Raw genomic sequence first — 22,204 nt, forward strand, 5'->3', positions numbered from 1 at the left:
ATGCGCACCCTGACCGTGTTCGTCGTGGGCGGCGGGGCACGTGACACCGCGATCCACGCGCTCGCCGAGTCGTGGACCCGCGCAGGCATCCTGGAACCGTCGCTCTGGGTGACGCCGGACGACGTGACCGCCCACACGGCGGGTCCGCCGTCCGTGCAGGCCCGGTTCGTCGACTCGGGCGGCGTGCACATGGTCGACCTGTTCGAGCACATCGGGCGGTTCCGGCTCGAGCTGGTGCGCGTCGTCGTCGGGCACCTGCTGCTGCACGACGCCGGGACCGACCTGACGCTCGCGGACACGGGCTGCGCGGTCGCCGACGCGATCGAGTCGACCCTCCCGCGCCGGACCGACCTCCACGAGGCCGGCTGCCGGCTGCACCGGTCGGTCGTCGTGCTCCCGGTCAGCGGCGCGTTCGGGGCTAGCCCGGCGATCTTCCAGCCGCAGTGGGACGTCAACGTCGTCATCTCGCCGGAGGACCGTCCCGACCTCGACCGGGCGAGCGTCTTCGTGCGCTTCCCGGGCAACCTCGACGGTCACGCCGCGGCCGCTCTCGCGGCGGTCGGCGGGATCCTGCGGGGGGTCCCGGACGGGGTGCTCGACGCCCTGACCACCGACTCGAGCACGCGCGAGGCCGATGCCGTCGTCGCGCGCATCTCGATCCGCACGGTCGTCGGCGAGGACATGCTCGACCGCCTCGTCGCCGAGGCACTCGACACGGACCGGCTCGACCCGACCGGGCCGGCTCCCGTGCTGGCCTGGGCTCGACCGGCGGCGCGCCCGGACATGATCGCCGCGCAGGCCGCGACCGCGATCCTCGAGTCGCCGGAGTGGGCGCCGACGGAGGAGCGGATCCCGAGCGGTCCGCCGGACCGGTACCGCGGATTCTGGTCGGCCCTGCGCACGGCCGCGGCGTTCAACGTCCGCACGGTCGGCGCGGTCGGGAGCTGGGTGACCGGCCGCGTCCGCGGACGCGTCGAGACGCGGGCGACCGAGGCGATCACGGGCGCGGAGAACGGCGTCCTCGTCACGCTCGGTCCCAAGCCGGTCGACGACCTCGCGAACGCGTCGGGCCGGCTGCTCGAGCGCGAGCGCGCCCGGATCGATGCCACCACCCGGTTCGAGGCCACCCGCACGATCGCCCCCGTGCCCGCCACGTGGGCGCGGCCGCGGTCGCTGGTGCTCGCGCTGGTCGACGGCGGCGACCTGGACGACTTCCCGGAGCCCCGGCAGGCCGGTCGCCGCGAGCTGCTCCCGCCCGGGGCCGCCGTCGTGCCACCCGGGGCGGAGTGGATCGGCCTCGGCGACGCCGTCGTGGTCGCCGACGACCCGACTGCCATGCGTGCGTACCGGACCGAGCTCGGCGCCAAGCTGACCAAGGCCAAAGCGGCCGCGGAGAAGGCGGCGACCGAGCTGGCCGCCGCGCAGACCGCCCGCGCGGAGTCCGAGAAGGCGCGCGAGGAGGCTCGGGTCGCCGCCGCGGCGGCCGCGAAGGTTGCCAAGGCGAAGTCCCGCGCCAAGCCGCCGACGCAGGACCCGGCTCCGGAACCCGCCCCGAAGGAGGCGTTGCCGGCCCTACGACCCGACGACGCCACGCTCGCGGGGCTCGCGAGCAAGCGGGACCGGCGCCGCGCCGTCGTCGCCGCGCTCACGGAGGAGTCCGAGCGGTACGGCGCGTGGTACGCGGAGATGTCCGGCGCGGTGCTCTGGAAGGTGGGCGACGACGTCGCCCACCGACGGTTCGACCTGCAGAACCGGCTCGACAAGCTCGCCGCCCGCAAGCCCAGCACCCCGCCCGCCGAGGCGCTCACGGCCGCGAAGCAGGCCGTCACCCGCTGGTGGCTGTGGACCGTGCCGATCTGGCTCGTCGCCACCGCAGCCCTCGTGTACCTGCGGTACGGGTCGTGGCCCGACGCCGTCGCCGCCTACGACCTCTCGATGTCCTCGATGCTCTACGGCTGCGGCATCCTGCTCCTGGCCGCGGTCGTCCTGCTCGCGGCGGCGAACCACCGGTTCTACAAGGCCGTCCTGACGTACGAGTCGGCGGTCGAGCGGGAGCTGACCCGGATCCACCGCGACCACGCCGAGCTGCTGTACGCCGGCACCGAGCTCGCGAGGCTGGACCTCCTCGACACGCTGCTGCGCGACTGGGTCCGCATCCTCGGCGAGGCGATCCACCGCCCGTGGGCCTCGCCGGAGCGCCGCTTCGACGACCTGCCCGAGGACGTCGTGGCCGCCCTCCCGGCGGCGATGGGCGTCGCTCGGCAGGCGACCGGGGAGGACGCGATCCCGATGACGACCCTCGTCTCGGCCTACCGCGTGCTCTACCCGGTGCGCTGGGCGTCGCGGAACTTCGACGTGGCGTACGAGGCGTTCGAGGCGGCGGAGCCGACCGGGCCGAACGAGGGGTACCGCGCCGCGGACCTCGATGCGCTCGACGGCCCGGTCAGCCCGCGCAAGCGACTGCGGGAGTTCTGGTCGTCGGGCGCCGCCCGCGCGGTCCTCACGGAACGCGCGCACCACGACCTGCACCGCGCGGTCCGGGAGGGCGAGCTCGAGCTGCCGACGCGGGTGGTCGGGCGGATCGGCAAGTACGCCGACGGCGAGACCGGGCCCGAGCCGGAGTTCTTCCACGCCACCGCGACGGAGAGCACCACGTTCTCGACGGATGCCTTCAGCGCGTCCGGGCGGCAGGCTCGACGCCACTACGTCGAACGGTCGGTCGCGTGGATGCCGACGTCCGCCCGCGGGGAGATCCGGGAGGACAGCGGGGTGCAGTGGCACGACTGCGCCGGCCCCACGGCGGTCCGGGTGGACGTGTCGCGGCGGACGGCCGCGCACGACCTGTCGATGTTCTCGGCCGAGCCCGTCGCGACCGAGGCCGAGCTGGAGACCCCGGACCGGGTGGCCGTCGAGACCGACCTCGAGGACATCGCCTGGCACTGACCGGGCTGCGGGTTCAGGTCGCTGTCGGCGAGCCGCACAGCCCGATGAACGCGCCCAGCTCCGCCAGCTGCTCCGGCCTCGTCGGCAGATAGTCCGTCAGGCGGCGGGAGCGCACCAGCACGGCACACCACTGCGCGCGCGACACGGCGACGTTCAGCCGGTTCCGGTTGAGCAGGAACTCCATGCCGCGCGGCACCTCGTCGGCCGAGGACGCGCAGGTGGTGACCACCACGACGGCGGCCTCCTGGCCCTGGAACTTGTCGACGGTGCCCACCCGGACGCCCGTGACGCCGGCGGTCTCGAGCGCGCGCAGGACCGTCCACACCTGGGCGTTGTAGGGGGCGACGACGAGGATGTCGGCCCCGGCCAGCGGCCGGTCGGTGCCGGTGTGCGGGTCGGCCCAGCGCCGGCCGAGGAGGTCGCGGACCAGGTCGACGACGACGGCGGCCTCCTCCGGGGACGACACGGCGTTGCCCTCGTGGTCGACCACGACGGCGCGGAGGCCCGGCGCGACGCCGTCGAGGGACCGGCCGGCGGTGTGCGGGACGGCGGTCAGGCGGTCGTCGTAGGAGAGCCGCGACACGGACGCGCACAGCTCGGGGTGCATCCGCCAGGTCCGGTCGAGGAAGTAGCCGAGCTCGTCGGGGAGGGTGTCGTGGCCGTCGGCGAGCCAGCCGAGGGCGGAGCGGTCGACGGGCGCCGGGTGGCGGCCCTGGGTCACCTGCGGGAGCTGCTGCGGGTCGCCGAGCAGGACCAGGTTCCGCGCGGCCGTCGAGACGGCGACGGTGTCGGCCAGGGAGAACTGCCCGGCCTCGTCCACGACGAGCAGGTCGAAGCCCCCCTCGGGGATGCGGTCGCGAGTCGTGAAGTCCCACTTGGTCCCGCCGATGACGAAGCCGCCAGGCTGCCGCTCGTGGAACGCGATCGCCTGCTTGCCTCCGGGGAGGGACTGCCAGACCGCGTCATCGGGGTGCTCGTCCTGGGCCTTCTTGCCGATGTGCTCGGCGGCCAGGCCGGCGGCGTTGACCGCCCGCAGCATGTTCTCCACGACGGCGTGCGACTGCGCGACCACCCCGACCTTCCAGCCCTGCGCGGCGAGCGCGGCGACGACGTGGCCGCCCGTGTAGGTCTTTCCGGTGCCGGGCGGACCCTGCACGGCGAGGTAGGAGCCGTCGAGGTCGAGGACCGCGTCGATGATCGCCTCGGTGACGCCCGTCTCCTCGTCGGGGCGGGAGAGGGGCAGGCCGCTGCGCGTGCGCGGCGGGACCCGGCGGAGCAGGTCGACCACGGGCAGCGCCGGGAGCGCGGGGAGGCCGGCCGCGACGCCGCCGGCCAGGTCGCGGATCGCCTCGACGATGCTCTTCACGCCGGGGCCCGGGGAGGGCGCGAGCGCCATCGGCAGGTCCGGCGACGGGACCGCGCCCGTCGCCAGGCGCTCGCTGACCAGCAGCACGTCCCGCGTGCCGGACGCGGAGTCGGCGGCGCCCCGCGTGGAGACCTCGAGGATCTCGACGCTCGCGGTCCACCCGCGATGACCGGTGCTGGACGTCTGGGCGTAGGCGGGCGGCGGGTCGTAGAGCGCGCAGGCGGTACCGCCGGCGCGCAGGTCGCTGCCGGGCTCGAGCTGCCCCGTGAGCCGGAGCAGCCGGGCGTACGTCCGCTTGCCGGCGCCGATGTTCCAGTCCGCGACGACCTCCGGCGTGCCCTCGACCAGCAGCGTGCCGCGAGGGTCCATCCACTCGGCCGGGTCGGCCTGCAGGCGGTCGAAGTGGGCCCACCAGAACGGCTTCGCCTCGCGCGCGTGGTACCCGACGGCCGCGGCCAGCATCTCGACCGCCTGCCGGTCGGCCACGGCCGGCAGCGTCTCCGCGCGGTCGAGCAGCTCGGCGACGAGCGGGTCCTCCTCCTTCGGCCCGGCCGGAGCGGGGGGCTCACCGCCGGACGGCTCGCCCCCGGCCTGGGCGAGCAACCAGTCGCGGAGCCGCAGGGTGGAGACGCAGTCGTACCGGTTGTAGTCGGCGATCTGGTCGAGGCGCTCCTGCCAGGCGGCGAGGTTCCCGGCGTCGCGCAGGGTGCACGCCTCGGCGTACTCGGTGATCGAGTCCGTCGCGGTGGTCACCGCCCCCTCGCGGTGCTCGGCGCCCATGTACAGCGGCTCGAGCTTCTTCAGCGAGTACGAGTCGCTGCCCACGCGCAGGCCGCGTCGGACGGTCGCGTACAGGTCGACCAGGACGCCGTCGCGCAGCAGCTGGTCGACGGCGTCCTCGCCGGCGCCGTGCCGGCCGGCCAGCCGCAGCAGGGCCGTCCGCTCGTACGGGGCGTAGTGGTAGACGTGCATGCCGGGGTGCGCGGCGCGGCGGTCGGCGACGTACGTCAGGAACTCGACGAACGCCTGCTTCTCCTGCGCGCGGTCGTGGGCCCAGAACGGTCGGAACGCCCCCGACGCCTCGACCACGCCGAACAGGTACTCGAGGCCCCAGTCGGCGGGCCGATCGGCCGGCACGGTGTCGTCCGTCCAGAGCGGGTCGCCCTCGAAGTCGAAGAAGATGTCGCCCGGGTCGGGCGCGGGCAGGGCGTGCACGGCGCCCTCGTCGACGAGCTCGAACACCAGCGGCTCGTCCGCGGTCTCCTGCCGGACCTGGAGCGCCGCCTGCCGGCGCAGGGTGGCGAGCGTGGCCCCGCCGATGCCCGTGATGTCACCCGCGCTCGCGGCCAGCTGGTCGATGGTGCCGATGCCGGCCGCGGCCAGCCGCGCGCGCTGCGTGGACCGCAGGCCGGCGACCAGGAGCACGTCCCGGTGGGTCGCGATCTCCGCGGCGCACACGTCGCACCGGCCGCACGCGCGGTACCGGGCATCGCCCCAGCCCACCGGCGACCCGGCGGCCCGGTGCTCGTCGAGGACGTCCTCGAGGCGGGCGCGACGCTCGCGGTACAGGGGGAGGAGGTCCGCGAGCCGATGGCTGGACAGCGACCGGTCGCCCAGGACCAGGTGCACCTCGGGCGTCGTCGGGATCCCCGCCGCGACGAGCTGGTCCGCGTAGGCCGCGAGCTGCAGCAGCGCGGTGACCTTCACGCTCCGCGCGAGCTTGGTGTCCAGCACGGACCAGCCGTCCGGCTCCCGCACCACGAAGTCGGCCCAGCCCGTGAACCGGCCGTCGAAGAACCCGGCCTGGTAGACGACGTCCGTGTCCGACGAGCCGAGCGCCGCGAGCGTCGCCGCGTGCACCTGCTGCAACGCCTCCCGCTCGGCGAGCTCGCCGTACCGCGGCCGGGCGATCGTGACGACGCGGTGCTGCTCCCGGTACGCCTGCAGGACCCGGTTCTCGTGCGCGGTGCCCAGGGCGGAGACCCGCTCGAGCATGGCGTCGGCGGCGATCGTCGCGGGCTCCGCGAGCCCGAGCCGGCCGTCGAGGTGGCGCAGCACGGCGAACTCGCAGGCGGCGGCGTTGGCCAGGTCGCTCGGCGAGAGCACCAGGCCGCCGTCGTCGAGAAGGAACATGCCGCGAGAGTAGATCCCGCGGCGGACACGTCGACCTCACCGGGCCGACGCCCGCGCAGTGAGCTCGGTCCGGGTGGTCGACGGGGTGGCCGGCATCCTCACGACCGTCTTCCGCTGGTGCGCGGCGGGCGTCTGACCTAGGCGCCGACGAACCAGGCGGCGATGGAGGCACCGGACGTGCTGACGTCGAAGGTGCGCGCCTCGGTGGCGACCTCGACGAGGTCGTCCAGGTGTCCCTCGCCGGTGCCCTCGGCCGGGTCCTCGAGGGTCCCGCGGGCGTAGACGACGACCGCGGCCGGCAGCCGGTCGGCCTGTGTCGGCCGCAGGATCGGGCTCATCCGCTGGACGCACTGGCGCGCCGACCGGCTGGCGGCGAGCACGACGACCACGTCGACGGTCGGCAGGTCGAGGCCCTCGTCGAGGAGCTTCGGAGCGGTCAGGGCCTTGAGGCTGCCGTCCCGGAACGAGCGCAGGCTCGATCGCCGGGTCTCGAGGCCGTGGTGCACGACGTCGGTGGCGACACCGGCGGTCCGGAGCCGGGTGGCGGCGGACTCGGCGTCGTCCTTGGTGTGCGTGAACACGACGCTGTGCGTGGACCGGGCGACGGTCGGCGCGAGGCGGGCGAGGGCGTCGAGCTTGGCCGACGACGTGGCGAGCAGGTCCCGACGCGTGCTCACCGCGCGCAGGTACGCGCTGGCGTCGGTGGCGGCGGTGCTGTTCGCCTGCCAGCCGCCCTGCAGTGCCAGGACGTCGTCGAGGAACGTGGCCGGCCGGCACCCGTGCGCCAGGGTGAGCCGTGCCGAGAGCTCGTCGATCTGCGCCGACAGCGCGTCGTGCTCGGCCTGCTCGGCCGGGCCCAGGTCGACGGGCACGAACGCCACCCGGAAGCGCGCGAGCACCCCCTCCTTGCGGCCTCGGCGCAGGTCGCAGCCGTCGAGCACGGTGCCGAAGTAGGGCCGCAGGATCTCGTCGGCCCCCGCGTCCAGGCGCTCGATCGACGACGTCAGGCCCAGCCGCGCCCCGAACCCGGCACGCAGCGTCTCCGCCGGCCGCGCGGACCCGTACTTGTGGACCTCGTCGGCGATCAGCAGGCCCGAGCGATCCTCGAGCAGGTCGTGCCCGAACGCGGCGCTGACCAGCGAGACCAGCACGTCGCACTCGTCGAACGTGTGCGCCCACCCGTCCCCGCGCCGCCCGAGCGACAGGCCCGGCAGCTGGATCTCGAGCGTGCTGAACCACTGCTCCATCAGGTCCGTCGTCGGCACGAGCACGAGGACCTTCTCGCCGCGGGTAAGCGCGTCCCACGCCGCGAGCACGCCGACGACCCCGCGGCCCTCCGCGCTGACCGCCTCGACGATCCCGCGCCGGTCCGTGGCCAGCCACGCGTCGAGCACGTCCTTCTGCCACCGGCGCAGCTGCGGGCCCACGTAGCGGACCTCGCCGCCGGGCGCGAGCGGCTCGCGGTCCACGGGGGACGCCGCCGGGGCGGGGGCGGGGGTGGCGACGACCGGCGGGACGATCTCGGCGGCGTGCGTGCTGGTCGCGACGACGGCCGCAGCGGGGGCCGCGTCGACGATGACGCGGGAGGGCGTCGTCCGGACCACGGTGGCGGGCGGGACGGCCGCGCGGGGGCGCGTCTCGATGGTGGCAGCCGGGCGCGTCTCGACAACGGACTGGGCCGTCGGCGCGATGGTCGCCTCGGCCGTGGCGCGAACCGCGAGAGGGATCGACGGGGCGACCTCGACCGGAGCGAGGTCCGAGACGTTCGGGACGACGATCGCGGCTTCGTCGTTCGGCAGCGGTGTCGTCAGCGTCGGGGTGTTCGGTGCGACGTCCGGCGGTGTCGGGCGGTCGCTCGACGGCGGCACGACGAGCCGCGTCGCCGGATCGATGACGACTCTCGGCGCGGGGGCGACCGGAGCCGGCTCAGCTGCGGGCTGCGCGAGTCGCGGAGCGGCCGCAGGTGCAGCGGCCGGCGGCGCGTGCCGGACAGTCGGGGACGCCGTCGCAGGAGCGGCAGCGGGTGCAGCCGCGACTGCCCGAGCCGCGACCGGAGCGACGGCGGGTGTCGCAGCGGCGGGGCGAGCCGCGTTGGCTGCGACCGTGACAGTGACCTCGGCGCCGCGTTCGCCAGTGGCGGTGACAGTTCCGGCAGGTGCACTCGGCACGCGGGCGGCGATGACCGGCGCGGACGCCGGGGAGACCGGGACGGGTGCGTCGTCGGGCACCCACACGGGCGGGGCTGTCACCACGGACGTGGCGCCGTTCGGCACCCACGTCGGCGGAGTCGCGACGCGCGCCGCGGATGGGGGGACCGGTGACACGGGCGCGGCGGGCGCTGCGGCCCGGGGGATGACCGGAATGCGCACGGGAAGGCCCGGTGACGCCGCTGCCGGCGCGTTGACCGGTGCTGCGGACTGAGCGACGGGCACCGCGACCTGCTGAGCGACCTGAGCGACCTGCTGAGCGATCGGCACCGGGACGGGGGTCGGAGCCGACGCCGGGCGCTCCTGGAGCCGCACGGACGGTCGGCGCCCGAAGGCGGCGGCGGGCAGGATGCCGCCGGGCGTGCTCGGCAGCTCGGGGGCGCGTGCCGGAGCCCGCTCGCCGAACGATGCGGCCGGCGCGAGCACGGGCATCATGGGCCGGTGCGGGGCGGGGATCTCGAGGAGGGTCGCGGGGTGCCCGGCGCCCAGGGCCCGCCAGCGCGGCGGGGTGTCGCCGTCGTGGCGGAGCCGCGGGTCGCGCTGCAGGAGCTGCTCGACCTCGGCCGGTCCGAACCCGTGGTGCCCGGAACGGGCGAGAGCCTCGACGAGCTCGCCGACCGTCTGCTGCGGTCGCGCGCCGAGGGCGGCGTACAGCACCTCGCTCGGCGTGGGCACGGCAGCCCTCCTGGTCTCGACCGGCACGGACGTGGACGCGCAGCCGCGCCCACCACTGTTGTCGGCATCGGCACCGCCGGAGTTCAGTCGCGGGCGCGAACTCGTCCGGCGCTCCCCACGAGCGCGTGCGCGGGCAGCACCCGGTCGAGACCGACGATCAGCAGCCCGAGGACCCAGAACCCTGCGCCGTAGAGCAGCACGTTCAGCGCGAGCCCGCCCCACCCGAGCGCGGCGCGGTCGATGAAGCCGTACGGGTACTCCAGGTCGGGCCAGAGCAGCCCGCGAACGGTGACCAGCGCGACGTACGCCAGCAGGTACCCCAGCCAGTAAAGGGTGAACCGGGGCCGCATCCGTCGGTGGGCGTCGAACAGGAGGAAGTCGAGGAGGGCCGCGACCGGGTCGATCTGGTGCTCGATCTGCCCGGAGGTGAGCCCGACGGCCACGTGGGGCGCGTCGGCTGCCTCGGGCGTCAGCACGACGGCCGCGACGAGCCCGGTGATCAGCAGGAAGAGCGTCACGCCGCCCTTGAACCAGCCCGGCGGCTGGGTGGTCCGGCGCAGCGACGCGATGCCGCCCCAGATCATCACGACCGCCAGCAGGAGCCCCGCCTGGTTGGTGAAGTAGAGCAACCCGTCGAGCTGCCCGTGCAGCCAGATCTCCTGGGTCCCGATGAGCGCGAGGGTGGCGACGGCGAACCGGAACAGCGCGACGACGACGTCCATGACGGGCCCCCTGACCGGCCGTGGTGCTGACTCCTCCACCGTGGCACGGGCTCGCGGGCCCGGCCACACGCGTCAGGCGGGGGCGGGCGCCACGATCTCGTCGGCGTTGTCGACGATCCACTCCATGAGCGGAAGCAGCCGGGCGACCAGCTCGGAGCCCCGCGGCGTCAGGGAGTAGTCGACGCGTGGGGGGATGCTCGGCGTGACCTCGCGGTGCACGATGCCGTCGGCCTCGAGCGTCCGCAGGGTCTGGGCGAGCATCTTCTCGCTGATGCCTTCGACGATCCGGCGCAGCTCGCCCCAGCGCATCGTCCGCTCGGACAGCGTGACGAGGAGCAGGACGCCCCACTTGCTGGTCACGTGGTCGAGGACGATCCGCGACGGGCACCCCGCGGGCAGGACTCCGTCAGTCATCAGGCGCTCCAGGGCGCTGACCTCGTTGCTCACTGTCACGTGCGTACCTTACGCCGAAGTGGGTACCCACGGACGGGAAGGTACTGGAGGGAGGCCTCGTTGCGGCGTACGACAAGCACGCGAACGTCTTCGAGAGGAACCACCCATGTCCGTCGTCGTCACCGGTGCCACCGGCCACCTCGGCCGCCTCGTCGTCCAGAACCTGCTCGCCGGCGGGCTGCCCGCCGACCAGGTCGTCGCGACCGGCCGCCGCACCGAGAACCTCGCGGACCTGGGCGTCCGCACGGCCGCCGCCGACTACGGCGACCCGGACGCGCTCGAGGCGGCCTTCGCGGGCGCCGAGACCGTCGTCCTGGTCTCCGGGAGCGAGCCCGGGCAGCGGGTGGCCCAGCACGCCAACGTCGTCGACGCCGCGACGGCCGCCGGCGTCCGTCGCCTCGTCTACACGAGCGCGCCCCACGCGGACACGACGGCCCTCGTCCTCGCGCCCGACCACAAGGCCACCGAGGAGCTGGTGAAGGCGTCCGGGCTGGCGTGGACCATCCTGCGCAACAACTGGTACACGGAGAACTACGTCGGTGCGCTCGAACAGGCGCGGACCACGGGCGTCCTGCTCTCGAGCACCGGCGACGGCCGCGTGGCCAGCGCGTCGCGCGACGACTACGCGGCGGGCGCGGCGGCCGTCGTGCTCGGCGAGGGTCATGAGGGCCAGGTCTACGAGCTGAGCGGCGACGTCGCCTGGACGTTCGACGAGCTCGCGGACGCCCTGTCGACCGTCCTCGGCGTGCCCGTGATCAACAAGCAGGTCTCGTTCGACGAGCACCGGGCGATCCTGGTCGACGCGGGTCTCGACGAGGGGACCGCCGGCTTCGTCGCGACCCTCGACGCCGACATCCGCCGTGGCGACCTCGCGGACGCGACCGCCGACCTGCGCACGCTCATCGGCCGCCCGACCACCCCGCTGGTCGACGGGCTGCGCGCGGCGCTCGGGCAGTAGCCCGCAATCACGAGGCGGTCGTGCGGCCAGGCCACGTACCTTCTCTGGGTCCGCCGGTGATCGGCGGTGCTCAGCCGAAGGAGAATGACCGCATGACCGCCACCGTGCAGGCCAAGGGAGTCGGGGCCGGCTTCGGCGATCGCGAGCTGTTCTCCGGGGTCGACCTCGTCGTCGCGCCCGGCGACGTGATCGGGCTGGTCGGCCCCAACGGCGCCGGGAAGTCGACGCTGCTGCGGATCCTCGGTGGCCTGCGCCAGCCCGACAGCGGCAGCGTCGCGGTCTCGCCGGCGCACGCGCAGCTGGGGTTCCTCGCGCAGGAGATCGAGCGCGCCGACGGCGAGTCGGTGCGCGAGCACCTCGGGCGCCGCACGGGCGTCGCGCCGGCGCAGGTGGCCATGGACGCGGCCGCGGAGGCGCTGGGCGCCGGCGAGGACGGCGCCGACGACGCCTTCTCCGAGGCGCTCGAGCGCTGGCTCGCGCTCGGCGGCGCCGACCTCGAGGCCAGGCTCGGCACGGTGGCCGACGACCTCGGGCTGACGGTCGACCTGGACCACCCGATGACCGCGCTGTCGGGGGGCCAGGCCGCACGCGTCGGCCTCGCGGCGCTGCTGCTCTCGCGCTACGACCTCTACCTGCTCGACGAGCCGACCAACGACCTCGACGCGGCGGGCCTGGACCGGCTCGAGGAGTTCGTCGACCGGTCGGAGGCCGCGATCGTCGTCGTGAGCCACGACCGCGAGTTCCTCAGCCGTACGGTCACCGCGGTGGTCGAGATCGACCGCAGCCTGCAGCGGGTCTCCACCTACGGCGGCAGCTACGACTCGTACCTGGAGGAGCGCTCGATCGCCCGGCGTCGGGCCCGCGAGGCCTACGAGGGGTACGCGTCGCGGCTCGACGCCCTCAACGCCCGCGCCCGCATGCAGCGAGCGTGGATGGAGAAGGGCGTGCGCAACGCCCGGCGCAAGGCGACCGACAACGACAAGCACGTCAAGCACCACCGCGGCGAGACGTCGGAGAAGCAGGCGGCCAAGGCACGGCAGACCGACAAGATGATCGCGCGGCTCGACGTCGTCGACGAGCCCCGCAAGGAGTGGCAGCTCCAGATGTCGATCGCCGCCGCGGGCCGCTCGGGCGCCGTGGTCGCGGTCGCCCGGCACGCGGTCGTGACGCGCGGCGGCTTCACGCTCGGCCCGGTCGACCTGCAGCTCGACTGGAAGGACCGCGTCGCGGTCACCGGCCCCAACGGGTCGGGGAAGTCGACGCTGCTGGCGCTCCTGCTCGGCCGGCTGCTGCCGACCTCGGGCGCGGTCGACCTGGGCTCCGGCGTGCTCGTCGGCGAGGTCGACCAGGCCCGGCAAGCGTTCGAGGGCGACGAGCCGCTGGTCGACGCCTTCGCGCGCGAGGTCCCCGACTGGCCCACCGCCGACGTCCGCACCCTGCTGGCCAAGTTCGGGCTCGGCGGGCACCACATCCATCGCCCGGCGGCGTCCCAGTCGCCCGGCGAGAGGACGCGCGCCGCGCTCGCGCTCCTGCAGGCCAGGGGAGTCAACCTGCTGGTCCTCGACGAGCCCACCAACCACCTCGACCTGCCCGCGATCGAGCAGCTGGAGTCCGCGCTCGACTCGTTCGACGGCACGATCCTCCTGGTCACGCACGACCGCCGGATGCTGGAGACGGTGCGGCTGACGCGTCGGTGGCACGTCGAGGACGGTCAGGTCACCGAGGTCACGCCGGACTGAGGCGCTCGTCGCGCAGCAGCGAGAACAGCAGCTGGTCGTGCCACGCGCCTCCCCGCCACTGCGCGCGGCGGACGGTGCCCTCGAGCTGGAAGCCGATGCGGCGCAGGCAGGTGATCTCGGCGGTGTTCTGCGGGTCGGTCGTCGCCTGCAGACGCTCCACGCGGGTGTGCGCGAACAGGTCGTCGACGAGCTGGCGCTGCGCCTCCGTGCCGATGCCGCGGGAGCGCGACTCGGCGAAGAGCCCGACGGCGATCTCCCAGCACAGCGAGGTGTCCCGGCGCCCCCACCGGCGCTCGAGCCACTCGACGCGCCCGACCAGCTCGCCGTCCGCGACGACCGACAGCATGTTCGCGTCGCCGCCCAGCAAGCCGCGTGCCGCGAACGCCGCCCGGAGCCCGGCCGAGCTGGTGAACCCGAACCACTGGAACTCGCTCGCGCCGGCGGCCGACCCGAATGCGGCGTCGAAGCGGTCGAGGTCGGGGGCCTCGACGGGCCGGAGGGCGACTGCGGTGGGCGTCTCGTTCATGCGCGCCATCAGACCAGATCTCGTGGACGGGCCCGAAGTCGGGTTGACTGCGGGGAGCACGGCTCCGCGACCTCGAAGGACGGCACATGGCTCAGCAGGCACCCATCCGGTTCGGCGTGGTCGGCAGCGGGTGGCGGGCGGAGTTCTTCGTCCGGATGGCCCGCCTGATGCCGGACCGCTTCCAGGTCACCGGCGTGGTCACGCGGTCGGCGGAGCGCGGCGCGGAGGTCGAGCGGGCATGGGGCGTGCCGACCGTGCGGACGATCGAGGAGCTGGTCACGGGTGCCGTCCCCGGCGGCGGCACCGACCGGCCGGAGTTCGTCGTCGTCTCCGTGCCGTGGCCCGTCACGCCCGAGGCGACCGTCGAGCTGGTGTCGCTCGGGATCCCGGTGCTCGCCGAGACGCCGCCCGCGCCGGATGTCGAGGGGCTGCGCGAGCTGTGGGCCGAGGCGGGGTCGTCGGGGCTCGTGCAGGTGGCGGAGCACAGCCCCGCGATGCCCTCGCACGCGGCGCGGATCGCCGCGGTGGAGAGCGGGCTGATCGGGAGGCCGACGAGCGTACAGATCAGCTCCACGCATCTGTACCACGCGGTCGGCCTCATCCGCCGGCTGCTTGACGCGGGCCGCGGCGAGGTCGCCGTCAAGGCCTCGGTTTTCACCGCGCCCCTCCTCGCCCCCCTCGCCCGCGACGGCTGGACCGGGGCCACCGAGCCGGTCGACGCCTGGAACATCCTCGCGACGCTCGACTTCGGCGACGGTCGCAGCGCGCTGTACGACTTCACCGACAACCAGTGGCACAACCCGCTGCGCACCAACCGGATCGTCATCCGTGGTTCGCACGGCGAGATCGTCGACGACACCGTCACGCGCTGGGTCGACGAGCGCACCGTCCTCAGCTCGCCGATCGTGCGGCGCGTCGCCGGGCTCGAGCAGAACCTCGACGGCTTCGACCTCGAGCACCTGAGCCTGGACGGCCGCGTGCTCTACCGGAACCCGTTCCAGGGTGCCCGGCTGGCCGACGACGACATCGCGGTGGCCTCGCTGCTCGACGCGACCGGCGCGTGGGTGCGCGGCGACGGACCGGCGCCGTACCCGCTGGCGGACGGCTGCCAGGACCACCTGCTGGGCCTGGCGATCGAGGAGGCCGGCCGCACGGGTGTCGAGGTCCGCACCGAGCGGGAGGCCTGGGCGGACGCCTAGCGGATGCGGGGTCGCGCGACGGGTGCGACCGTCGATCGGTGACGCGTTTCGGCTACACCCTCATGACCGAGCAGTCCGGACCGAAGGACCTGGTCCGCTACTCCGTCGCCGCTGAGCGCCTCGGGTTCGACTTCGAGGTGTCCAGCGACCACTACTTCCCCTGGCTCGACGAGCAGGGTCATGCCCCGTACGCGTGGACCCTCCTGGGCGCGGTCGCCCAGGCGACCGAGCGCGTCGAGCTCATGACCTACGTGACCTGCCCCACCGTCCGGTACCACCCAGCCGTCGTCGCGCAGAAGGCCGCGACGCTCGGGGTGCTCTCCGACGGTCGGTTCCAGCTCAACGTCGGCGCGGGGGAGAACCTCAACGAGCACGTGGTCGGCGAACGCTGGCCGGCCGTCGGCGAGCGGCACGACATGCTCGAGGAGGCCGTCGAGATCATCCGCGCGCTGCTCACCGGCGACCGCGTGAACTACGCCGGCGACTTCTTCCAGGTCGACTCCGCGAAGGTCTGGGACCTGCCCGGCGAGCCGATCCAGCTCGGCGCGGCAGTCTCGGGACCGGACTCGATCGCGCGGTTCGCCACCCTGGTCGACCACCTCGTCGCCGTCGAGCCCGACTCCGACGCCGTCCGCGCGTGGGACGACGCCCGCGGGCATGCCCTGCCCGAGTCGCGGAAGATCGGCCAGATCCCGATCAGCTGGGACCCGGACCGCGAGGTCGCCGTCGCCAGGGCGCACCAGCAGTTCCGCTGGTTCGCCGGCGGCTGGAAGGTCAACGCCGACCTGCCGACCACCGAGGCGTTCGACGCCGCCAGCCAGTTCGTGCGTCCCGACGACGTCGCCGAGCAGATCCCGTGCGGCCCGGACCTGGACGCCGTGGTCGAGGCGGTGTCCGCGTACTGGAAGGCCGGGTTCACCGACATCGCGCTCGTGCAGATCGGCGACGAGGGGCAGGACGAGTTCCTCTCGACGGCGGCCGGGCCGCTGCTCGAGAAGCTCCGCGCCGCCGCACCCACCGACTGAGAGGAATCGACATGGCTGTGACCGCATTCGGCGACCTCCCCCTGGCCGACCGCGACCGCGAGTGGGACGGTGACGCCGCCGAGAAGAGGGTCCGCGCCTGGGCCAAGGCCGAGGACGAGCCCAATGAGAAGTACCGCGACGCGCACGTCTGGTACGACGCCGACGCCAAGGAGAACTTCACCGCGTACAAGCTGCTCATCGCCGACGTCATCGACGGCCGGCTCAAAGCCGTCCCCCGCGGGGTCTTCGCGGCCGCCGCGGTGATGCAGGGCTCCCGCGGCGGCGTCGACGTCCCGGACAAGGACCGCGATCGCATCAGGAGCCACCTGGCGAAGTACTACAAGAAGCTCGACGAGACCGCGCCCTGGGAGGGCTGAGCGGCGCGGGCCGACCGCGAGGTGGGAGGACTAGTCGCGGAAGCGGTCGAGCTCGCGGACGTCGTCGTGCCGGAGCTCGAACCAGACGGCCTTCGCGGCCTCGCCCTGCTCCTCGGACGTCCCCCAGGCCGACGACAGCCGGTCGACGAACATGACGCCCCGCCCGCCGGGCGCGGTGGGCGGGGGGTCGCGGACCACGGGCACCTCGCGGACGCCGTCGGTGACCTCGACCCGCGTGCGCTCGTCGTCCACGTGGACCCGCAGCGTGACGGGCGGATCGGCGTGCGCGACGGCGTTGGTGACCAGCTCGCTGACCAGCAGGACCAGCAGCTCCAGACGTCCGTCGTCGACGCCGGCCTCGGTCAGCCGCTCCCGCGCCCAGTGCCGGGCGGGCGCGATCGCGGAGAGCGCGGGCACCACGGCCGTCTCGGCGTACATCGGGAGCCTCCCGGAGAGTGGAACGGGAACGAAGGCCGCGCTGGGCTTCCGTCGGTTCCCGCCACGGTTCTGCACAACTGATGATTCGGCAACCTGAACACCGCCCTCGAGGCCGGTTCTCGCCGGCGCGGCTGCGACCATGGAGCAGTGCCGACGACTTCCACCGCCCCCAGCGAGGGCGTTCCTGCACGTCAGGGCGCTTCCCGGTCCCAGGTCCGCCGCTGGCGGAAGTATCTGGCCGACGAGCGCGCCGAGGCTGCCGTCTACCGCGACATCGCGTCGCGCCGCACGGGCGAGGAGCGCGAGATCCTGCTCGCCCTGGCCGACGCCGAGGGCCGCCACGAGCAGCACTGGCTCGACCTGCTGGGCGACGACGTCGGCAGGCCGCTGCGTGGCGACTTCCGCACCCGGACCCTGGGGTTCCTGGCCCGACGGTTCGGCTCGGTCTTCGTCCTGGCGCTCGCGCAGCGGGCCGAGGCGCGCTCGGGGTACGACGACGACGAGGACGCCACGCCGACGATGGCGGCCGACGAGACCATCCACGAGGAGGTCGTGCGCGGCCTGGCGACCCGCGGCCGCAACCGGATCTCGGGCACGTTCCGGGCCGCCGTGTTCGGCGCCAACGACGGACTGGTGAGCAACCTCGCGCTCGTCCTGGGCATCGGCGCGAGCGGGGCGTCCACGGCGGCCGTGCTGCTCACGGGCCTGGCCGGCCTGCTCGCCGGAGCCCTGTCGATGGGCGCGGGCGAGTACGTGTCGGTGCGCTCGCAGCGCGAGCTGCTGGAGGCGTCGCGACCCGGTCAGGCCGCTCGCGCCGCGCTGCCGCACCTCGACGTGGACGCCAACGAGCTCGCGCTGGTCTATCGCGCCCGCGGCATGGAGCCGGAGGAGGCACAGGCACGTGCGGACGAGGTGCTGGGGTCACTGGACCAGGCCGACGCGCTGGCGGAGCAGACGGAGGTCGAGGTGGTCGACGAGCACGAGGCGGTCGGCTCCGCGGTCGGCGCCTCGGCGGCGAGCTTCTGCTTCTTCGCGTCCGGCGCGGCCATCCCGGTGCTCCCGTACCTGCTCGGCGCCGAGGGGCTGACGGCCGTGGTGTGGGCGTCGGTGCTGGTCGGGCTCGCGCTGCTGGCCACCGGCGCGACGGTCGGCGTGCTCTCGGGGGCGTCGCCGGCCAAGCGCGCGCTGCGGCAGCTCGCCATCGGCTACGGCGCCGCGGCCGCCACGTACCTGCTCGGCCTCGCGTTCGGCGGGGTGGTGTAGCCACCCGACGACGCAGGACCGGAGATGTGAGATTCACCATGTGAGCAAAGGTTTGCCAACCCTTACTTAGTTGAGGCTAACCTGCACACGTGACCAACCCCGACGCCCTGCGCGGCGACGACCTGACCCTGGCGTACCACGGGACCGTCGTCGTGACGTCGGCCGGCCTGCGCCTGCAGCCCGGCCAGGTCACCGCGCTCATCGGCCCCAACGGGTCGGGCAAGTCCACGCTGCTGCGGGCCCTCGCGCGGCTGCACGCCCCGCAGAGCGGGACGGTCAGCCTGCCGGACGTCCCCGACGCGCACGCGCTGTCCGCCAAGGACTTCGCGCGGCGCGTGACGCTGCTGTCCCAGTCGCGGCCGACGCCGTCGGGCGTCAGCGTCCGGGACGTCGTCGGCTACGGCCGGCACCCCTACCGCGGTCGCTGGCGGCAGAACGACGCCGACGGACCGCGTGCCGTCGCCTGGGCCATGGAGGTCACGGGCGTCGGGCCGATGGCCGACCGGGGCGTCGACGAGCTGTCCGGCGGCGAGCTCCAGCGGGTCTGGCTGGCCACGTGCCTCGCGCAGGACACCCGCGTGCTCCTGCTCGACGAGCCGACCACGTACCTCGACCTCCGCTACCAGGTCGAGATCCTCGACCTGGTCCGGGACCTGGCCGACGACCACGGCGTCGCCGTCGGCGTCGTCCTGCACGACCTCGACCAGGCAGCCGCCGTCGCGGACCACGTGGTGCTGCTGCGCCGCGGCGAGGTCGTCGGCTCCGGCCGGCCGCACGAGGTGCTCACCGCCGACGCCCTCACCGCGACGTACGGGATCCGCATCGAGGTTGCACGCGACGAGCACACCGGCCGCGTGCACACCCGGCCCGTCGGCAAGCACACGCACCGCTCGCACCTGACCACCGTCTAGCACGCCCTGTTCACCGACCCTTGAGGACACTCCTGTGCGCACGCTGACCTTCCCCGCCCTGCTCGCGGGCGCAGCCCTGCTGCTCGCCGCCTGCGGCACCACCGAGGAGGCCGCGGGCGCCGCGCCCTCCGAGTCGGCCTCCGCGGCCGGCGGCCCGATCTCGATCACCGACGACCGCGGCACCGTCGAGATCGACGCGCCCGCCACCACGGTCGTCTCGCTCGAGTGGGGCCTCACGGAGAACCTGCTCACGCTCGGCGTCACGCCGGTGGGCGCGGCCGACGTGAAGGGCTACAACACGTGGGACACCGTCGTGCCGCTGGACCCCTCGACGCCCGACGTCGGCTTCCGCGGCGAGCCGTCGCTGGACGCGATCGCCGCGCTCGACCCCGACCTGGTGGTCACCACGACGGACCTGCCCGCCGAGGTCATCGAGCAGATCGAGGCCGAGTACCCGGTCATCGCGCTGCGGGGCTCGGACGCGTCCGACCCGATCGGCAAGATGCGCAGCACGCTGGAGATCCTGGGCGAGGCGACGGGGACGTCCGACAAGGCGGAGGCGGCGCTCGCCGACTTCGACGCCAAGGTCGACGAAGCGAAGGCCGCTCTCGACGACGCCGGCAAGGCCGGTGCGGCCTTCACGTTCGCCGACGGCTGGGTGGCCGACGGCGCCGTCTCCATCCGGATGTACACGCCCGGCTCCTACCTCGGCGGCGTCGCGGAGCTCATCGGCCTGACCAACGCCTGGACGGGCGAGGGCGACCCCGACTACGGCCTCGCGCAGACGGACGTCGAGGGCCTGACGAGCCTCGGCGACCTCGACTTCCTGTACGTGGGCAACGACACCGACGGGGGCGACGCCTTCAAGGACGGGCTGACCGGCAACGCGATCTGGGAGCAGCTGCCGTTCGTCGTCGCGGGCAGCACGACCCGCCTGCCCGACGGGATCTGGATGTTCGGCGGCCCGCAGTCGGGAGCCGCGTTCATCGACGCCGCCGTCGACGCGATCACGGCCTGACACCCGCCGGTCCCGCCTCGACCCCGTCGAACCCGTCTCGAACCCCGGGAGCCCCGCACGCATGAGCGTGGATGCACCGATGAGTGCCGGATCCGTCGCCCCTGAGGCCACGGATCCTGCACTCGTACCTGCACGCACGACGGACCGCTCCGACCCGCGGCGATCGCGGCCCGGGTGGATCGTCGCGGTGTTCGTCGCCACGATCGTGGTGGTCGTGCTCCTCGCGGCCGTCGACCTCACGCTCGGCACGTCGCGCGTCGGGCTCGCGGACCTGCTGGGCCTCCTGACGGGCGCGAGCGACGACGAGACCCTCGCGGTGCTGGTCGCGTCGCGCGCGCCGCGGGTGCTCGCCGGGCTGCTGGTCGGCGTCGCGCTCGGCATGTCCGGCAGTGCCCTGCAGTCGGTGGCGCGCAACCCGCTCGCCTCGCCCGACACCCTGGCGGTCAATGCCGGGGCGTACTTCACGGTGGTCCTCGCCGCCGTCACGGGGTTCGCGCTGCCGTTCGCCGCGAGCGGGGCCCTGGCGTTCGTGGGCGGGCTCGCGGCCGCGGCACTGGTGCTGGCCATCGCGCGCGGGGGCGCCGAGGGGCCGACGCGGCTGGTGCTCGCGGGGTCCGCGACCATGCTCGCGCTCTCGTCGGTGACGATCCTGATGATGATCCTGTTCGCGCAGGAGACGCAGGGGATGTTCGCGTGGGGCGAGGGCTCGATCGTCCAGTCCGGCACCGCGAAGGTGGTGCAGGCGACGCCGGTGGTGCTGCTGGCCGGGATCGCGCTCGTGGTGTGGGCGCGGCGGCTCGACGTGCTCGCGCTCGGCGACGACACCGCGTCCGTGCTCGGCCTCGACGTGCGCCGCACGCGCGTGGTCACGGTCCTGCTCGCCGTGCTGCTCGCCGCGCTCGCGGTGACGGTGGCCGGGCCCATCGGGTTCGTCGGGCTCAGCGCGCCGGTGATCGCCAGGCTGGTCGCCGGCCGCGTGCCGGGCATGGCGCACCACCGGCTGCTGCTGCCGTTCGCGGCGCTGACCGGCTGCGTCGTGGTGCTCGCCGCGGACGTGCTGCTGCGGCTCGCGGTGCCGGGCGTCGCCGGCGTGGCCATCCCGACCGGGGTCGTCACCACGCTGTTCGGCGCGGCGATCATGGTGTGGCTCGCGCGCCGCCTGCGCGACTCCGGCCCGGCGCGCAGCACCGCGGCGGTCGGCGCGCACCCCGCGTCCCGTAGGCGCGCCGCGCTCGTCGTCGGCACCCTCGTCGTCGCCGTGGTCGCCGCGCTCGTCGCGGGCTTCCTCCTGGGTGACCGCCTGCTGCTCCTGGGCGACGTCGCCCACTGGTTCGCGGGGGTCAGCGGGCGGCAGGTGAGCTTCGTGCTCGACCAGCGCACCCCGCGCGTGCTGGCCGCGCTGCTGGCCGGTGCGGCTCTCGGGCTCGCGGGAACCACCGTCCAGGCCGTCGCCCGCAACCCGCTCGCGGATCCCGGCCTGCTTGGCATCACGGGCGGCGCCGGCGTCGGCGCGGTGCTCGCGATCGTTCTCTTCCCGGGCACGACCATCTGGGTCGTCTCCGCCGCCGCGTGCCTGGGCGCGCTGGCGACGTTCGCACTGGTCTACGGGCTGGCCAACCGCAAGGGGCTCAGCTCGGACCGGCTGGTGCTGGTCGGCATCGGCGTCTCGGCCGTCGCGACCTCGCTGATCACCCTCGTCGTCGTGCTGACCAGCCCCTACAACACGACCATGGCGCTCACCTGGCTCTCGGGCTCGACCTACGGGCGGACGGCCGCGCAGGTGTGGCCGGTCGCGATCGCGCTGGTGGTCCTCACGCCGCTGGTGCTGCGCTGGCGCCGCGACCTCGACGTGCTCGCGGTCGACGACGACGTGGCGCGCGTGCTCGGCGTGCAGCTCGAGCGGACCCGGCTGGGCGTTCTCGTGGTGACCGCGCTGCTCACGGCCGTGGCGGTGTCCGCGATCGGCGTCGTCGGCTTCGTCGGGCTGATGGCGCCGCACCTGGCCCGGTCGCTGGTCGGCTCGGCGCACGCCCGCGTGATCCCCGTCGCCGCGCTGCTGGGTGCGCTGCTGGTCAGCGTCGCGGACACGCTCGGCCGCACGGTCATCGCACCCGCGCAGATCCCGGCGGGACTGCTCACGGCCATGATCGGCGCCCCGTACTTCATCTCCCTGCTCTGGCGGACCCGAAGGAGCTCAGTGTGACGAACGCCCCGGTGAGGACAGCCTCACCTTCCCCTACCCTGGACCCCG

At 74.3% G+C, this 22,204-nt stretch carries 16 protein-coding genes; 10 read left to right on the top strand and 6 right to left on the bottom strand.

Annotated elements, in window-relative coordinates; genetic code table 11:
• Positions 1-2,943, top strand: coding sequence for a hypothetical protein (locus AC1DT4_RS03385; RefSeq protein WP_477088353.1), 2,943 nt, complete (start codon positions 1-3; stop codon positions 2,941-2,943).
• A gap of 13 nt (positions 2,944-2,956) precedes the next feature.
• Here AC1DT4_RS03385 and AC1DT4_RS03390 read toward each other — a convergent pair whose 3' ends face one another.
• The 4 genes from AC1DT4_RS03390 to AC1DT4_RS03405 form a co-directional block, all read right to left on the bottom strand.
• Complete coding sequence (locus AC1DT4_RS03390) at positions 2,957-6,442, bottom strand: TM0106 family RecB-like putative nuclease (RefSeq protein ID WP_477088354.1); 3,486 nt, start codon at positions 6,440-6,442, stop codon at positions 2,957-2,959.
• A gap of 137 nt (positions 6,443-6,579) precedes the next feature.
• Positions 6,580-9,324, bottom strand: a complete 2,745-nt coding sequence (locus AC1DT4_RS03395) for a helicase-related protein (RefSeq protein WP_477088355.1) — start codon at positions 9,322-9,324, stop codon at positions 6,580-6,582.
• Positions 9,325-9,407: 83 nt separating this feature from the next.
• The gene (locus AC1DT4_RS03400; RefSeq protein WP_477088356.1) at positions 9,408-10,046 is read right to left on the bottom strand and encodes a Pr6Pr family membrane protein; all 639 of its coding nucleotides are present in this window, start codon (positions 10,044-10,046) and stop codon (positions 9,408-9,410) included.
• A 72-nt stretch (positions 10,047-10,118) separates the two neighbouring features.
• The gene (locus AC1DT4_RS03405) at positions 10,119-10,499 is read right to left on the bottom strand and encodes a winged helix-turn-helix transcriptional regulator (RefSeq protein WP_477088357.1); all 381 of its coding nucleotides are present in this window, start codon (positions 10,497-10,499) and stop codon (positions 10,119-10,121) included.
• Between the two features lie 106 nt (positions 10,500-10,605).
• Here AC1DT4_RS03405 and AC1DT4_RS03410 point away from each other — a divergent pair, with 106 nt between their 5' ends.
• Both AC1DT4_RS03410 and AC1DT4_RS03415 read left to right on the top strand, forming a co-directional pair.
• On the top strand, positions 10,606-11,457 hold the full coding sequence (locus tag AC1DT4_RS03410; RefSeq protein ID WP_477088358.1) for an SDR family oxidoreductase: 852 nt from the start codon (positions 10,606-10,608) through the stop codon (positions 11,455-11,457).
• A gap of 92 nt (positions 11,458-11,549) precedes the next feature.
• On the top strand, positions 11,550-13,196 hold the full coding sequence (locus AC1DT4_RS03415; protein ID WP_477088359.1) for an ABC-F family ATP-binding cassette domain-containing protein: 1,647 nt from the start codon (positions 11,550-11,552) through the stop codon (positions 13,194-13,196).
• Here AC1DT4_RS03415 and AC1DT4_RS03420 read toward each other — a convergent pair.
• Positions 13,183-13,722: a GNAT family N-acetyltransferase gene (locus tag AC1DT4_RS03420; RefSeq protein WP_477088360.1), complete on the bottom strand. Its 540-nt coding sequence runs from the start codon at positions 13,720-13,722 to the stop codon at positions 13,183-13,185. The genes AC1DT4_RS03415 and AC1DT4_RS03420 overlap by 14 nt on opposite strands.
• 86 nt (positions 13,723-13,808) lie before the next feature.
• Between AC1DT4_RS03420 and AC1DT4_RS03425 the strand changes: the two genes are divergently transcribed.
• Genes AC1DT4_RS03425 through AC1DT4_RS03435 form a run of 3 tightly spaced genes read left to right on the top strand, consistent with a single transcriptional unit; the run spans position 13,809 to position 16,323 of the window.
• On the top strand, positions 13,809-14,921 hold the full coding sequence (locus AC1DT4_RS03425; protein WP_477088361.1) for a Gfo/Idh/MocA family protein: 1,113 nt from the start codon (positions 13,809-13,811) through the stop codon (positions 14,919-14,921).
• A 38-nt stretch (positions 14,922-14,959) separates the two neighbouring features.
• Positions 14,960-15,946 (top strand): TIGR03557 family F420-dependent LLM class oxidoreductase, encoded by a 987-nt coding sequence (locus AC1DT4_RS03430; protein ID WP_477088362.1) that lies wholly within the window; start codon positions 14,960-14,962, stop codon positions 15,944-15,946.
• A gap of 11 nt (positions 15,947-15,957) precedes the next feature.
• Positions 15,958-16,323, top strand: a complete 366-nt coding sequence (locus AC1DT4_RS03435) for a hypothetical protein (RefSeq protein ID WP_477088363.1) — start codon at positions 15,958-15,960, stop codon at positions 16,321-16,323.
• 30 nt (positions 16,324-16,353) lie between these two features.
• On the opposite strand, the gene AC1DT4_RS03440 is transcribed toward AC1DT4_RS03435, so the two are convergent.
• A complete protein-coding gene (locus AC1DT4_RS03440) occupies positions 16,354-16,761 on the bottom strand; it encodes an ATP-binding protein (RefSeq protein ID WP_477088364.1) in 408 nt (135 codons plus the stop codon).
• 147 nt (positions 16,762-16,908) lie between these two features.
• Here AC1DT4_RS03440 and AC1DT4_RS03445 point away from each other — a divergent pair, with 147 nt between their 5' ends.
• The 4 genes from AC1DT4_RS03445 (at position 16,909) to AC1DT4_RS03460 (ending at position 22,156) form a co-directional block, all read left to right on the top strand.
• Entirely contained in the window at positions 16,909-18,024 is a 1,116-nt protein-coding gene (locus tag AC1DT4_RS03445; RefSeq protein ID WP_477088365.1) for a VIT1/CCC1 transporter family protein, read from the top strand.
• Between the two features lie 89 nt (positions 18,025-18,113).
• Positions 18,114-18,935: an ABC transporter ATP-binding protein gene (locus AC1DT4_RS03450; protein WP_477088366.1), complete on the top strand. Its 822-nt coding sequence runs from the start codon at positions 18,114-18,116 to the stop codon at positions 18,933-18,935.
• 34 nt (positions 18,936-18,969) lie between these two features.
• Entirely contained in the window at positions 18,970-19,953 is a 984-nt protein-coding gene (locus tag AC1DT4_RS03455; protein ID WP_477088367.1) for an ABC transporter substrate-binding protein, read from the top strand.
• Positions 19,954-20,032: 79 nt separating this feature from the next.
• On the top strand, positions 20,033-22,156 hold the full coding sequence (locus AC1DT4_RS03460; protein ID WP_477088368.1) for an iron ABC transporter permease: 2,124 nt from the start codon (positions 20,033-20,035) through the stop codon (positions 22,154-22,156).
• Positions 22,157-22,204: the final 48 nt, after the last annotated feature.

The organism is Cellulomonas sp. P4_D11, from assembly GCF_056401915.1.